The organism is Cobetia sp. UIB-001, assembly GCF_044789135.1.
GTDB classification, from domain to species: Bacteria; Pseudomonadota; Gammaproteobacteria; order Pseudomonadales; family Halomonadaceae; genus Cobetia; species Cobetia amphilecti.
The window spans coordinates 1,704,950-1,718,555 of sequence record NZ_CP058244.1; the positions used below are offsets into that span (position 1 = coordinate 1,704,950).

Annotated in this window: 12 protein-coding genes; 5 read left to right on the forward strand and 7 right to left on the reverse strand. The window is 63.4% G+C overall.

What is annotated here, in order from left to right; translation table 11 throughout:
- Positions 1–2: 2 nt before the first annotated feature.
- The 7 genes from HA399_RS07215 to purU all read right to left on the reverse strand — a co-directional run bounded on the left by HA399_RS07215 (position 3) and on the right by purU (position 8,320).
- A complete protein-coding gene (locus HA399_RS07215) occupies positions 3–848 on the reverse strand; it encodes an IclR family transcriptional regulator (RefSeq protein ID WP_107334959.1) in 846 nt (281 codons plus the stop codon).
- A gap of 141 nt (positions 849–989) precedes the next feature.
- Positions 990–1,685 (reverse strand): hypothetical protein, encoded by a 696-nt coding sequence (locus HA399_RS07220; protein ID WP_404326630.1) that lies wholly within the window; start codon positions 1,683–1,685, stop codon positions 990–992.
- 1 nt (position 1,686) lies between these two features.
- Positions 1,687–4,695 carry a 2Fe-2S iron-sulfur cluster-binding protein gene (locus tag HA399_RS07225; protein ID WP_404326632.1) on the reverse strand — a complete coding sequence of 1,003 codons (3,009 nt, stop codon included), beginning with the start codon at positions 4,693–4,695 and terminating at the stop codon, positions 1,687–1,689.
- The gene (locus tag HA399_RS07230; RefSeq protein WP_054555966.1) at positions 4,692–5,003 is read right to left on the reverse strand and encodes a sarcosine oxidase subunit delta; all 312 of its coding nucleotides are present in this window, start codon (positions 5,001–5,003) and stop codon (positions 4,692–4,694) included. The genes HA399_RS07225 and HA399_RS07230 overlap by 4 nt, the downstream gene beginning before the upstream one ends.
- A gap of 115 nt (positions 5,004–5,118) precedes the next feature.
- Positions 5,119–6,360 (reverse strand): FAD-dependent oxidoreductase, encoded by a 1,242-nt coding sequence (locus tag HA399_RS07235; protein WP_192838123.1) that lies wholly within the window; start codon positions 6,358–6,360, stop codon positions 5,119–5,121.
- 38 nt (positions 6,361–6,398) lie between these two features.
- Positions 6,399–7,346, reverse strand: a complete 948-nt coding sequence (gene folD, locus HA399_RS07240; protein ID WP_248378829.1) for a bifunctional methylenetetrahydrofolate dehydrogenase/methenyltetrahydrofolate cyclohydrolase FolD — start codon at positions 7,344–7,346, stop codon at positions 6,399–6,401.
- Positions 7,347–7,441: 95 nt separating this feature from the next.
- Positions 7,442–8,320, reverse strand: a complete 879-nt coding sequence (gene purU, locus HA399_RS07245) for a formyltetrahydrofolate deformylase (protein WP_054555969.1) — start codon at positions 8,318–8,320, stop codon at positions 7,442–7,444.
- A 453-nt stretch (positions 8,321–8,773) separates the two neighbouring features.
- Here purU and HA399_RS07250 point away from each other — a divergent pair, with 453 nt between their 5' ends.
- The 5 genes from HA399_RS07250 to phnE all read left to right on the forward strand — a co-directional run bounded on the left by HA399_RS07250 (position 8,774) and on the right by phnE (position 13,602).
- Entirely contained in the window at positions 8,774–9,130 is a 357-nt protein-coding gene (locus HA399_RS07250; RefSeq protein ID WP_404326633.1) for a hypothetical protein, read from the forward strand.
- A gap of 695 nt (positions 9,131–9,825) precedes the next feature.
- Positions 9,826–10,743 (forward strand): phosphate/phosphite/phosphonate ABC transporter substrate-binding protein, encoded by a 918-nt coding sequence (phnD, locus tag HA399_RS07255; RefSeq protein ID WP_404326634.1) that lies wholly within the window; start codon positions 9,826–9,828, stop codon positions 10,741–10,743.
- Between the two features lie 234 nt (positions 10,744–10,977).
- Positions 10,978–11,925 carry a phosphate/phosphite/phosphonate ABC transporter substrate-binding protein gene (gene phnD, locus HA399_RS07260; protein WP_404326635.1) on the forward strand — a complete coding sequence of 316 codons (948 nt, stop codon included), beginning with the start codon at positions 10,978–10,980 and terminating at the stop codon, positions 11,923–11,925.
- A 22-nt stretch (positions 11,926–11,947) separates the two neighbouring features.
- On the forward strand, positions 11,948–12,784 hold the full coding sequence (gene phnC / locus HA399_RS07265) for a phosphonate ABC transporter ATP-binding protein (RefSeq protein WP_153635600.1): 837 nt from the start codon (positions 11,948–11,950) through the stop codon (positions 12,782–12,784).
- The gene (gene phnE, locus HA399_RS07270; protein ID WP_404326636.1) at positions 12,781–13,602 is read left to right on the forward strand and encodes a phosphonate ABC transporter, permease protein PhnE; all 822 of its coding nucleotides are present in this window, start codon (positions 12,781–12,783) and stop codon (positions 13,600–13,602) included. Before phnC ends, phnE begins: the two co-directional genes overlap by 4 nt.
- Positions 13,603–13,606 lie beyond the last annotated feature (4 nt).

A 13,606-nucleotide genomic window follows, 5' to 3' on the forward strand; every position in this document is an offset into this window, starting at 1 on the left:
CGTCAGCGGCGGTGCAGGCCACCCAGCTCATGATTGATATGGCGGGCGCAGTCCATCAGCGCGCCGCGCAACAGCAGGCGCCGGCGCTCATCGGCCATCATCGCATCAGGGCCCGAGATATTGATGGCACCCACCAGATGGCCGGTGTGGTCATACAGTCCCGTGGCGATGGCGGTGGCGTAGTCGGAGCGGCTCTCCACCCACCCCTGGCGGCGGGCCTCCTCGATGGCATCCTTCAGGGCAGGCAGATTCTGGGGGGCCGGCGGCGGGTAGTCATCCAGCCGAATCTGGCGGTAGAGCTGCTGCAGTTCATCCTCGCCCAGTACCGTGAGCAGAATGCGCCCCATGGCGCTGACATGACACGGCAGACGGGAACCGATGGGGATGTTGACCGACATGCGCTGTGCGGCGAAGGCGCGGTAGAGATAGATGGCATCCGTGCCCTCGCGAACGCTCAAGTGACACGACATGGTGGTCTGGTCGCGCAGGGTGTCCAGGTGGGGTGCGACCACCTCGACCAGGTCACGACTGGCCAGATAGCTGAAGCCCAGCGAGATGACCTGTGGCCCCAGTTCATAGGTATTGCGGGCGATCTTCTTGAGATAGCCCATGTCGGTGAGAGTGATGACGATGCGGTAGATGGCCGAGTTGCTGGTACCCAGCTCCTCGGCGAAGTCGTTGGTGGTCAGCACCTTGCGACTGCTGCTGAACATCTCGAGGATTCTCAGCCCGCGAAACAGCGCCGGCACGGTGTAATCGTTCTCGCGCGATGCCGCGAGCGAGGAAAGTGCTGTCGGGGCGCTCGCGACATCTTGCCCGCTGGAAAGCGACACTTGGGAATCGGACATACCTGGTTCCTTTGGCAACGTACGACAGGCGGTTGGCGAAACGCAGCGTCCCCGTCGCGGCCTGTGGGTCAGGCAGCGACGGGGAGCGGGTGATAAAGCGAGAGGCATCCGCGGGCGGATACCGATGTCGCGCCGCAATCGCTAGCCGTGATGATGGGCCAGCAGGGCAGCGGCTGTCACTTTCTCGCCGGAGTATTCGCGCATGGCATCGAGCATGACGCCCCATAGATAGTGGCTGGAGGCGATGTCGAACAGCAGGTGGAAGCAGGGACACGCAAGGCTCCCCGCATTGACGATGATGGCATTGGTGCGTGCCACCGAGGTCTGGGCGACGCTTCCCGGCGGGAAGGCCTCGCTGCGCAGATCCACCCCGCACAGCTTGGCCATCAGGGCGGGCAGGGTGCTGCCGCTAAGGCTGAACCAGGCGTGGGAATCACGCCGTGGCAGGGAATGCACGCGCATGCCCTGGGCCAGCGCTTCATCCGCCTGTGCGATGAGCGGCAGCTCGGCCACTCCCGCCTGTGGGGGGATGGCCGGCGCCAGGTGCAGAAACTCGCCCACTGACAGTCTGACCAGCCAGCTGCCATCTGACTGAAGCGTTGCCGCATTGGGCGTGCCCGGCACCGTGAAGCCCAGCGCGGCCAGCCAATCGGCGGCGTCGCGGCCACGAACGCCTGCGCGTCCCAGGGCGCTCATGTCGGCGAGCGCACAGTGGCTGAGGGCCGCCGTCGAGACATCTGCCGTCGCGGTCGTCATCGGGCTGACCAGGCTCTCGGGCAGTGGACAGCGTGCAAGCGGGAGGGCGCCGCCCAGCGTGTTCGTCATGGTTGTCGTCATCTCACAGCTCCTGGCGGGCAGACTCGGGATCGAAGAAGGGCAATGCGACGACGTCGGCCTGGACCAGTACGTCGCCCTGCGTGCGGATGGTGATCTTGCTGCCGGGCGTACTGCTGTCGAGTCCGGCGTAGGCCAGGCCGATGATGGCACCCAGCGTCGCGCTGTACTCGCACGAGGTCACGTTGCCGGTGATGTCGCCGCCGGGCTTGGCGGCGTCTGCGCTCTGCTCACCTCCGCTGAGCACCAGCTGACCTTCCAGCGGTTGCGGGCTGTCCTTGGGCAGCATGAAGCCGACCAGCTTGCGGGTCTGGGGCTGGGCGGCAAGAATATCGATCGCCCGCCGTCCGACGCAGAAGGGCTTCTTGTGGCTGACCGCCCACTCAAGGCCGATCTCACCGGGATGACTCATGCCATCGGTGTCCTGACCGATGATGATATGGCCTTTCTCCAGACGCAGCAGACGCTGGGCCTCGACACCGAAGGGGCGGATGTCGGCCTGCTCGCCTGCCAGCATCAGCAGGTCCCACAGCGCTTCGCCGAAACGGCTCGGCACATGGATCTCGTAGCCCAGCTCACCGACGAAGCCGACCCGCAGCAGGCGTGCCGGTATGCTGCCGGTGGTGGCCAGCAGCTCGGTCTCGATGTGGCCGGTGCGCAGCTCAAGATAGGGGAAGGCCTGGGGGCTCAGGTCGATATCGCGGCACACCTTGCTCAGCACCTCGCGGGCTCGGGGGCCGGCCAGATTGACGGCGCACCAGGCCGTGGTGACGTTGGTGATATCGACATCCAGCCGCCACTGGGCATTCCACTTCAGCATCTGCTGGTAGACCCGGTCCACGCCGCTGGTGGTGGCGGTGACATAGAAATGTTCCTCGCCGAGGCGACACGACACGCCGTCATCGATGATCACGCCTTGCTCGTTGGCCATGGTGGCGTAACGCGTGCGGCCTACCGGCTGCTTGAGGAAGGCGAAGGTATAGAGACGGTTGAGCAGTTCGGCGGCGTCCGGCCCGCGCAGCTCGATGCCCCCCAGGGTCGAGACATCGATCAGGCCCACGCCATTGCGCACGGCCAGTGCCTCGTTCTGCATGGCGTCATTGCGCTCCTCCGGGCGGCCATAGAAGGCCGGGCGCGCCCAGTGGCCGGCCGGCATCATGGTGGCGCCCAGATCCAGGTGGCGCTGATGCATCGGCGTCTGGCGGTAGGGGTCGAAGCTGCGACCGGCCAGCAACGGCAGCGGTTCGGCCACGAAGGGCGGACGCGCGGTGGTCACGCCGGTTTCGCTGACGGTGCGCTGGGTGGCTTCGGCGACCAGACGCGCGGCCGGCAGTGCCGAATGACGGCCCTGGGACGGGCCCATGCCCAGCGTCGAGAAGCGCTTGACCAGCTGGATGTCGCGATAGCCGTGGCGGGTGGCATTGAGGATGTCGCGAATCTGCAGGTCTTCATCCAGATCGACGAATTCCTTGCCCTTGGGGTGCGCGAACAGCGGCCAGCCATGCTGACGGAAGGGTCGTGACGGCGTGATGGCCGCCGGCTCATTCGCCTCAGGCGTGACATCCACGACCTTGCCTGCGGCGGCAAGCCCGGCCAGTGCAGACTTGGCGGCACGCTGGCCATCGGCCATCACGTCCTTGAGGTGATAGAGGCCATTGGCGGAGCCCGCCATGTGCAGGTGTGCCGGCAGGCCGCTGAGGCTGAAGCGTGCATCGTCATCCAGATAGGAGAGCTTGGCACCCGCCTGGCAGGCCAGCTGATAGACCGGCATGTAGCCCGCCGTCATGCAGACCAGATCACAGGGGATCACATCCCCCTCGGCGGCCAGTTCGCCGCGCGCGACGATCCTGCGTACCTCGACGCCCGTGACGTGATGCAGCGACTTCTCCGCTTGCGCTTCAAAGATGGCATGCTCGAGCTTCAGGGCGATGCCACAGTGACGGACGGCATCGGCCAGACTTTCATCATCGGGCTGGGCGCGCATGTCGAGCAGGGCGACGATGTTGACGCCGTGCTCCATCAGGTCCAGCGCCGCCAGATAGCCATCATCGCTGCCGGTGATCACCACCCCTTGCTTGCCCGGCAACACGCCATAGTGCTGCATCAGGCGCTGGGCGGCACTGGCGAGCATGATGCCCGGCAGGTCGTTGTTGCGAAATACCACCGGCTGGTCGAAGGCGCCGCTGGCGAGAATGCACTCCTTGGCCCGCACCTTGTAGAGGCGCTTGCCGCGGATCACCGGCAGGTAGTTGTCGGTGAACCAGGCATTGCAGGTCGCCTCGGTCATCGCGTCGATGCGCGGATGCGCCGTGACGGCCGCGCCGAGACGCTCAAGCGTCTGGCTGGCCTCATGTCCTTCGGCATCGAAGCGTGCGTAGGTCAAGGCACCGCCGAGCAGGCGGCCCTGTTCGACCAGCAGTACGCTCGCGCCTCCCTCGGCTGCCTCAAGCGCGGCCGTCATGCCGGCCGGGCCGGCGCCTACCACCACCACGTCATGGAACAGATAGGCCTTGTCGTGATAGTCGCCGCGTACGTCCAGATTCAGCGTCCCGAGCCCGGCCTTGCGGCGAATCAGCGGCTCCCAGTACTTCCAGACGCCCTTGGGCTTGTAGAAGGCGCGGTAATAGAAGCCCACCGGCATGAATTTCGAGAACTTGCCCAGGCGCATGTCGCGGTCGTTGTCCAGGCTGCCAGAGACGTTCTGGGCGGTGACTTCAAGCCCCGGGCTGATCTGGCGCTCATCGCCCAGCACGTTGGGCTCATCCGGCAACTGCACCAGGGTGTTGGCGTCCTGGCCGGCGAAGGTCAGGGCGCCACGCGGGCGGTGATACTTGAAGGAGCGCGACAGCAGCCAGCGGCCATTGGCGGCCAGGGCACTGGCGATGGTGTCGCCGGCAAAGCCCTGATAGCTCTTGCCGTCGAAGCTGAAGGTCACGGGCGTGTCACGGTCGATCAGTCGGCCCATCGGGGCCGGCAGACGTGCGCCTCGGGTCATGGGGACTCTGGCGTTCATGCGCGTTCTCCCGAGCTATCCGTGGTGTGCAGTGGGAACTCCACGCGCTGGGTGAAGCGCTCGGAGGGGTCGAAGGTGCGCAGGATCTCGTCGGTCACGGTGTGACGCTCGGCGAGGAACCAGTAGCTGGAGGCCGCGTGCATCCACCATTCGGTGACGACACCGGCGGTGTTGTCGCTGAAGAAGACGTAGTCGGCCCACTCGCGATCACTGCAGGTATCGGGGTCTGGCATGTCGGCAAGCTCGCCGCCATACACGAATTCGCTGATATTTCGGGGCCCATTGAGTGGGCAGGGCATGATCTTCATCGCGGAAATCCTTGACCGTTGTTCTTGTACATCCAGCGTGGGGTGCGCATTCCCGGACAGTCATCGAGCCTTGTCGGTCGAGCCGTCGCGAGCCAGCGCGAGCCAGCGCGAGGCATCAGTGGCTGGCGGCAGTCGCGCCCATCTCGTTGACCTGACGGAAGCGCGCGAAGCGTTCCAGCGCGAAGGGGGCAATCAGGTCCGGAGTCTTGCCGCCGGAGGCGACCAGCTCGGCCATGGTCTTGCCGCAGATCGGCGTCGCCTTGAAGCCCCAGGTGCCCCAGCCGGCATCCAGGTAGTAATTCTCGACGGGGCTCTCGCCCATGATCGGGCTGTAGTCCGGCGTCATGTCGGTCGTGCCCGCCCATTGGCGCATCAGGCGGGCCTGGGACAGGAAGGGGAACATCTCCAGCGCCGCGGCGATCAGGCTTTCCTTGAGGTCCAGCGTCGAGCGGGTGTTGTAGAGCGGGTAGGGGTCGGAGCCACCGCCGAACACCACCTCGCCACGGCTGGTCTGCTGCACGTAGCAGTGCAGGGCCGAGGAGCTGACGAGTGGATCGAGGAACGGCTTGAACGGCTGGGTGACCATCGCCTGCAGCGGGTAGCTGATGATGGGCATGGTGAAGCCGGCTTTCCTGGCGAGTACCGAGCTGTGCCCGGCCACCGCCTGCACCACGCAGCCGCACTGCACGGTGCCGCGATTGGTCTTCACGGCGCGGATCTTGCCACCTTCGACCACGAGGTCCTGCACCTCGGTGAGCTGATGGATCTCGACGCCGCGCTTGGCGGCTTCCTTGGCGTATCCCCAGGCGACCGCATCATGCCGCGCGGTGGCGCCATCGATGTGCCACAGGCCCGCCATGACCGGCAGGTGGCCGGGGTCCAGATTCAGGGTCGGTACCAGCTCGCGGATCTGCTGGCGATCCAGCATCTCGGTGCGACCGCCGAAGTGGGTGTTGACCTCGGCGCGCTGGCGGAAGGCACGCACGGTGGAATCGGTGTGCGCGAGGGTCAGCTGGCCGCGTTCCGAGTACATGATGTTGTAGTCGAACTCGTTGGACAGTCCCTGGAACATGCGCACCGATTCGCTGTAGAAGCGCACGCCTTCCGGCGTCAGGTAGTTGGAGCGAATCACCGCGGTGTTGCGTGCGGTGTTGCCACTGCCCAGGTAGGCCTTTTCCAGCACGGCGATATTGGTGATGCCGTGATACTTGGCCAGATAGTAGGCGGTGGCCAGGCCGTGCCCGCCGCCGCCGATGATGACCACGTCGTAGCGGGACTTCAGCTCCGTGGGCGGAGGGAGGTCGACTTCGGCCGGATACTCGGAGGACAGGCCGTACTTGAGCAGGGAAAAGGGCATCGGTGACTCCCGGTACGCGCAAACGTACCTCTAGTGGTTCAGGCCGACTGGCGACGCGCGGCAGTCAGGGTGTTGGCGAGCAGGCAGGCGATGGTCATCGGGCCGACGCCCCCCGGGACTGGCGTGATGGCGCCGGCGATCTTGCTGACCGCAGCGAAGTCCACGTCCCCGACCAGGCGGGTGCGCGCCTTGCCGGTGGGGCTTTGCTCGGCGGACTGCGCGATGCGATTGATGCCCACATCGATGACCACGGCGCCGGGCTTGATCCAGTCGGCGCTGATCATGTTCGGGCGCCCGACCGCGGCGACCACGATATCGGCCTGGCGACAGAGTTCGGCGGGATTCTGGCTGCGCGAGTGCAGCTGGGTGACGCTGCAGTTGGCGGCCAGCAGCAGACTGGCCATCGGCTTGCCGACGATGTTGGAGCGGCCGATGATCACCGCATGCAGCCCGGAAAGGTCGCCGCCGCGCTCGGCAAAGGTGTCGCGCAACAGGCGCATGCAGCCGGTGGGCGTGCAGGGCGCCAGGGCATCGGCGCCCTGCACCAGCGCCCCGACGTTCATGCGATGGAAGCCGTCGACGTCCTTGGCGGGGTCGATGGCCTCCAGCACCGCGTCTTCCTGGATATGCGCCGGCAGCGGCAGCTGGACGAGGATGCCATGCACCTCGGGGTCTGCATTGAGTCTGGCGACCAGCGCCAGCAGCTCGGCTTCGCGGGTCTCGCTGGGCAGCACGTGCTCGAAGGACTGCATGCCACACTCGACAGTGCGCTTGAGCTTGTTGCGCACATACACCTGGCTTGCCGGGTCTTCGCCGACCAGCACGACGGCAAGCCCCGGTATCACGCCCTGTTGCGCGAGGCTTGCGACCTCTGCCGTGACTTCCTTGAGCAGTCGCGCCGAGGCGGCCTTGCCATCGATCACGGCGGCGGTGGGCTGTGCGAGTGTCTCGTCCGCGCTCGCGGTGGGTGTCGCTTGGGTATTCATGACTGCGCTTCCTCCCTTGGGTGACGGCCGATGATTCACGCGTGGTCTGTCTTGAAGGCTTGTGTGACGCCTTGCTTGAAGACTTATTTGACGCCTTACTTGAAAATCACGGTGCGATCATTGGCGAGGAAGACGCGGTGTTCGATGTGATAGCGCACGGCATTGGTCAGTGCCTGGGTCTCGGTATTGCGGCCCGCTGCGACCAGATCTTCCGGGGCGAAGTTGTGTTCGACCCGCTGTACGGCCTGATCGATGATCGGCCCTTCGTCGAGATCCGCGGTGACGTAGTGAGCGGTGGCTCCGATCAGCTTGACCCCGCGGGCATGGGCCTGGTGATAGGGCTTGGCGCCCTTGAAGCCCGGCAGGAAGGAGTGGTGGATGTTGATGGCGCGCCCGGCCAGCTTCTGGCACAGCTCATCGGAGAGAATCTGCATGTAGCGCGCCAGCACCACCAGCTGAGTGCCGGTTTCGTCGACGATGTCCATCAAGGCCGCTTCCTGGCGCGCCTTGGTGTCCTTGGTGATCGGCAGGTAGACGAAGCGGATGCCTTCGCGCTCGACCATCGGGCGCAGGTCCAGGTGATTGGAGACCACCGCGGTGATCCGCATGTCCAGCTCACCCTTGCGGTAGTGATAGAGCAGGTCGTCCAGGCAGTGGTCGAACTTGGAGACCATGATCAGCACCGGCATCTTGTCCTGGCCACCGTGGATCTGCCATTGCATCTCGAAGGGAGCCGCCACGTCCTCGAAGGCCTGACGCATCTGGGCGATATCGCCTTCGACGCCTTCATTGAAGCGGAAGCGGGCGCGGAAGAAGAACTGCCCCTTGTCCTCATCATCGTATTGCGCCAGCTCACTGATGTAGCACTCATGGGTGGTCAGGAAGGTGGTGATGGCCGCCACGATGCCGGACGTCGCCGGGCAGCTGATGGTGAGAATGAAGTGATCGTCTGAGGTGCAGGTCGCGTGAGGCATTCTGGGCTCCGATGTCGGCAGAGAGGCATTGTTGTTGTGATGTGAAGAATGTCATTCACTGACGTGGCTGAGGCTCGATTATTTCCTGTCAGTGACTTAATTTTCTTCTCAAGTAAATAACAATGTTTTTCTGGCGCTGGGTCAAGCCTGATCGACGCGCCAGCCGGCGTTAGTGCCCATGAAATGAAGACAATCATTCACTGATGAATTTTTACCGCTTTGGGGGAGTGCGGCGCAGGGCAAGGTCATGTGGCGGGCGAGGGTGGGACAGGTGCCAGATGAGACACGCTCGTCTCGGGATGGCTACAACTTTCGGATAAGGTGAAAGAAATCGTCATGTCAGGGATCGACAATTGCGAGCTTGAATATCAACACGTTAGTGTCTGCTCATGACAAACCTCGAGGGGCGCCCTCCAGGACTCGGTATTCATGCAAGATGACGAGGTAGACACGATGCGCAAGTTGACGATCGCAGCACTGATGGTGGCCAGCATGGCCGGTTCCTCCGTGGCACTGGCCGGCAATCCGACGCTTGAGGCTCACAAGGACAGCGCCAAGTCTCAGTACTCCCAGACCAAGAACAGCGCCAAGTCCCAGTACAGTCAGTCCAAGAACAGCGCCAAGTCATCTGCCAAGTCTGCCGCCCAGTCCCACAAGGCCACGGCAAGCAGCAAGGCGTCGGCCAGGACATCACACGCCAGCCAGGCGGCCAAGTCAGCCAAGTCCAGTGCCAGCAACAAGTCGAGCGATACCCAGTCTCGTTACCAGAAGAAGAACTACGCCGACGTGCTCAAGAACGAGCGCCACTGAGGCATGACATCGCTGCCTGATGGCAGCTGAGTGCCCCGGATGATGAAAGCCCCCCGCAGCCTTTGGTTGCCGGGGGCTTTTGCGTTTCGGCCTCTTTTGTTCAGATCCTGTCTCCAGACGCTGTGGCCAAGCCCTTTGCGTCAGGCCCTTTGCGGTAAAGCACTTTGCGTAAGGCCTTCGTTCCCAAGCCCTTTGCATCAAGCCCTCGGGTCCAAGCTCTCGGATCAGCGCCTTGCCCTCTGGCTCACGATGGCAGGGTGTAGAGAGCGAGTGGATCTCAGCGTTCTCGAAAGCGCGACCTTCACGCCGTGCTGGGTGACTTTCGGGCATGACGGCTTCATCGCATGGCGAAGTGCTCAGCTCGCCATCTTCAAATGAACGTCAATCCGCGGGGGAGCAGGCCACGATAGCGGGGCATCATGGGGCATCACGGGGCCTGGCGGCCTCGGCGCGGGCCGTTATCGGAAAATATATATGGAGATTCATATTTTCAGATAACCATGGAAGTCGCCTCGTCACGCTTGCTCCAGGGCGCTGTCTTTGGACTGTCATGCGAGCGCATCACGTTCGCAATGCAAGCGTCATCCAATCTTCATACGAAGCGCCTACTTTACATCCGCAGCTGGATCTCGGTTCGAACGAAAAAAACTCAAGGGGCAGGGAATATGAAGACGCTTGGCTTGGTGGTAGGCGCGATGATGCTGGTTCCTTCGATGGCACAGGCGGCGTTCAGTCTGGATAGCCGTTACAACGACGCCGATGGGGATCTGGTGGCGGATATTCCGACGGATGCCTCACAGCTCAAGGACCCGAGCACACTGGTATTTGCCTATACGCCGGTGGAAGACCCGGCAGTCTATGCCGATGCCTGGTCTGACTTCCTGGATTACCTGGCCGAGAAGACCGGCAAGAAGGTGCAGTTCTTCCCGGTGCAGTCCAACGCCGCCCAGATCGAAGCCATGCGTGCGGGTCGTCTGCATATTGCCGGCTTCAATACCGGTTCCAACCCGCTGGCCGTGGCCTGTGCCGGCTATCGCCCGTTCACCATGATGGCGGCGGCGGATGGCAGCTACGGCTACGAGATGGAAATCATCACCTACCCGGGGTCCGGCATCGACAAGGTCGAGGACATCAAGGGCAAGGAAATGGCCTTCACCTCCGAGACCTCCAACTCCGGCTTCAAGGCACCGTCTGCCATCCTCAAGGCCGATTACGACATGGTCGCCGGTACCGATTTCACGCCGGTGTTCTCCGGCAAGCATGACAATTCCATCCTCGGCGTCGCCAACCACGATTACGTCGCTGCTGCCGTCGCCAATTCGGTGATGGGGCGCATGGAAGATCGCGGCGTGATCGAGGCGGACCAGATCAAGACGCTCTATACCTCGCAGACCTTCCCGACCACCAGCTACGGCGTCGCCTACAACCTGACGCCGGAGCTGCAGGCCAGGATCAAGGACGCCTTCATGAGCTTCCCCTGGGAAGGCTCCTCACTGGCAGCGGAGTTCTCCGAGTCCGGTGAAGCGCAATTCGTGCCGATCTCCTTCCAGAAGGAGTGGGAAGTCATCCGCAAGATCGATGACGCCAACAACGTTCAATACAACTGCCGCTGAACCCCGCAAGAGGGATCAGGCAGTGACATGACGGGCGTAACGCGACCTCCCGAATTGATGCCATATGTGGCTGGCCGGGAGGTCGTGAAGGGCCAGGACCCTGAACGCCAGTGCCGCCAGTCTGAAATATTGGCTTATATGGATCAGTGAATATTGTCGGGTGGCGTCGCCAGCTGATGATATCTGTCCCTCGCCCGAGGCGGGGGCAGATCAAAGAACACACGGGAGAAGGGAATGAAGCGTCTTGGATGGTGGTTGGGGTCATTGCTGTTGGTGCCGACGCTGGCGCAAGCGCAGTTCAGTCTGGGCGAGCGCTACAGCGATGCCGATGGCGACATGGTGGCGGATATCCCCACGGCCCCCGCCGAACTGAAGGACCCCGCCACCCTGGTATTTGCCTATACCCCAGTGGAAGACCCGGCGGTCTATGCCGATGCCTGGTCTGACTTCCTGGATTACTTGGCCGAGAAGACCGGCAAGAAGGTGCAGTTCTTCCCGGTGCAGTCCAACGCCGCCCAGATCGAGGCCATGCGTGCCGGCCGTCTGCAGATTGCCGGCTTCAATACCGGTTCCACCCCGCTGGCGGTGGCCTGTGCCGGTTTCCGTCCCTTCACCATGATGGCCGCGGACGATGGCTCCTTCGGTTACGAGATGGAAATCATCACCTATCCGGGCTCCGGGATCGACAAGGTCGAGGACATCAAGGGCCGCGAGATGGCCTTCACCTCCGAAACCTCCAATTCCGGCTACAAGGCACCGTCGGCGATTCTGAAGTCCGACTACGGCATGGTCGCCGGGACCGACTTCACCCCCGTGTTTTCCGGCAAGCATGACAACTCGGTACTCGGTGTGGCGAACAAGGATTATCCGGCCGCCGCGATCGCCAACAAGGTCGCCCGTCGCATGGAGCAGCGCGGTGTGATCAAGCCCGAGCAGCTCAAGACGCTGTATACCTCCCAGACTTTCCCGACCACCAGCTACGGCATGGCGCACAACCTGACGCCGGAGCTGCAGGAGAAGATCAAGGACGCCTTCAGGACCTTCCCGTGGGAAGGCTCGTCACTGGCAGAAGAATTCACGCCGGTGGGGGAAACCCAGTTCATCCCGATTTCCTTCAAGAAGGAGTGGGAAGTCATCCGCAAGATCGACGCGGCGAACAACGTTCAATACCACTGCCGTTGATCGGCAGGGTCGGGAGTCAAACGTGCTGAAACTAGAGAAAGTCACCAAGACCTACAAGACAGGCGACCTGGCGCTCAATGCCGTCAGTCTTGAGGTACCGGCAGGGCAGGTGGTCGGGTTGATCGGCCCGTCAGGGGCGGGCAAGTCGACCTTGATCCGCTGCATCAACCGGCTGGTCGAGCCGACCTCTGGCGAGATCAGTCTGGCCGGCGAGTCCCTGACGGGCCTCAAGGGGAGCGACCTGCGCCGCGTCCGGCGGCGTATCGGGATGATCTTCCAGGAATATGCACTGGTCGAGCGTCTGACGGTAATGGAGAACGTGCTGTCAGGCCGACTGGGCTATGTCTCGTACTGGCGCTCGCTGTTGCGTCGTTATCCGGCGGCAGACGTGCAGCAGGCGTTTGCATTGCTGGAGCGGGTGGGGCTTGCGGGGCGTCACGACAAGCGTGCCGATGAGCTGTCGGGCGGGCAGCGTCAGCGAGTCGGCATCGCGCGGGCACTGGAGCAGAATCCGGAGCTGTTGCTGGTCGATGAGCCGACCGCCTCACTGGACCCCAAGACCTCGCGCCAGATCATGCGTCTGATCCAGGGCATGTGCCGCGAGCGTGGCCTGCCGGCGATCATCAACATCCACGATGTGATGCTGGCCCGCAACTTCACGGACCGCCTGATCGGGCTGCGTGCCGGGGAAGTGGTCTTCGATGGCCCGCCGGACGCACTGACCGACGAGGTGCTGACCACCATCTATGGTGCCGAGGACTGGACGCAGCTCAATCCGGAAGAGGGCGCCGAGGAGGCGGCAGACGAACCGGCGGTGCGCCCGCAGGCACCGCGCGAGCAGATGGTGGCGGCGACATGACAACGCCAGCTTCCTCTTCCTCCACCATGCCGACCCGCTGGCAGCGTCCGCCGGTGATGTTCAAGCGTCGCTGGCATGCCTGGCTGTTCATGCTGTGTGCCATTGCCTATCTGGTGGTGGCAACCTCGACCATCGAGGTCGACTGGGCACGGGTCCAGGAAGGCATGATCCGCGGCTGGCGCTTCCTGCAGGGCTTTCTGGTCCCGGATTTCACGTCGCGCTGGAGTGATATCCAGCAAGGGCTGATCGAGAGCCTGACCATGACCTGGACCTCGACGCTGGCGGGCATTCTGATCTCGATTCCCATCGGGATCGGCGCAGCACGCAATCTGGCCCCGGCGCCGATCTATTTCCTGTGCCGCTCCATCATCACGCTGTCGCGCTCCTTCCAGGAAATCATCATCGCCATCCTGCTGGTGGCCATGTTCGGCTTCGGCCCCTTCGCGGGCTTTCTGACGCTGACGTTCGCCAGCATCGGCTTCGTCGCCAAGCTGCTGGCCGAGGAGATCGAAGCCTGTGAGGCCGTCCAGATCGAGGCGATTCGTGCCACCGGCGCCGGATGGTGGCAGGTGGTCAACTATGCCGTGCAGCCTCAGGTCATGCCGCGCCTGATCGGCTTGTCGCTCTACCGTCTCGATATCAATTTCCGTGAGTCATCGGTGATCGGCATCGTCGGTGCGGGCGGGATCGGCGCGACACTCAATACGGCGATCGATCGTTACGAATACGATTCCGCCGGCGCCATCCTGATCATGATCATCGCCATCGTGCTGGTGGTGGAATATTCCTCTTCCTATATCCGTCGGTGGGTGCAATGACAGT